This window comes from Moorena sp. SIO1G6 (assembly GCF_010672795.1).
In the GTDB taxonomy this organism is placed as follows: domain Bacteria; phylum Cyanobacteriota; class Cyanobacteriia; order Cyanobacteriales; family Coleofasciculaceae; genus Moorena; species Moorena producens.
Genome location: NZ_JAAHFZ010000200.1, coordinates 1 through 1,065, shown reverse-complemented (window position 1 = coordinate 1,065; position 1,065 = coordinate 1). Strand labels below are relative to the sequence as shown.

Here is a 1,065-nt window from a genome sequence, read left to right as displayed (position 1 = left end):
TATAATTAAAGATTTGCCTTGGGGAGAGTCCCCAGTATTTTTGGAAATAAATAGACGACAGTTTAAATGTCAAAAATGTAAAAAACCGTTCAGTGAAAAGTTAGATTTCGTCAGGAAAAGAAGAAAATATACTAAAAGGTTGGCTGAGACAACCCTAAAAGAAGTTTTAAGAAGTGATATAAGAAGTGTAGCCCAAAAAGGATTAGTGACAACAGAAGAAATAGAAAGAATGTTAAAAGATGCCAGGTCAGACTTGCCCAAATCTCCACCTAAAAATTTGAAAAAGCTAGGAATTGATGAAATAGCTCTGGTTAAAGGTAAAGGCAATTATTGTGCAGTATTAATAGATTTAGAGAAGTCAGTATTAATTCAAATATTAGAAGGAAGAACACAATTAGAAATCAAAAATTTTTTGATTAAATGGGGTAGAGAGGTCTTAGATAAGATAGAAGAGGTTAGTATTGATTTATGGCAAGGATACAAAAGCTTAGTTTTAGAATTAATGCCCAATGCTCAAGTTGTAGCCGACAGATTTCATGTAATGGTACAAATAAATCAAGAACTAGACTCACAAAGAAAACTCGAAAAAACTCAATTAACAACTTTACTAAAAAACGCTAAAACCAAGTCAGATAAAGAAAATCATAAACAGAGTTTAGAGAAAATTAAAAAAAGTAAATATGCCCTTTTGAAAAATGAAAAAGATTTGACGAAAAAACAAAGTCAGAAACTAGCTCAAGTGAAAGAAGTTTCTCCAAGCCTTAAAACTATGCACGAATTGAAAGAAAAAATTCGCCAAATTTTTGATGAAACAAATGATTGGTTAGATGGGCTATTCAAATTAGGTACATGGTTATCAGAAGCGCAAAATTATTTTCCGAAAAGCCGGAATACTATTATTCGTTGGTTAGATGAAATTATCGCATACTTTGATAACAGAACAACTAGTGGGGTGGTTGAGGGTATTAATAACAAATTAAAAGTTATTAAACGTTCAGCTTATGGATTCAGAAACTTTAAAAACTTTCAATCCAGATGTTTACTTAATTGGAATTTTAACTAATA

At 30.8% G+C, this 1,065-nt stretch carries 1 protein-coding gene; it reads left to right on the top strand.

The features are described 5' to 3' along the window. Positions 1-1,063: ISL3 family transposase (locus F6K63_RS37005; RefSeq protein ID WP_287315030.1), on the top strand; the 1,063-nt coding region annotated here is incomplete at its 5' end. Positions 1,064-1,065: the final 2 nt, after the last annotated feature.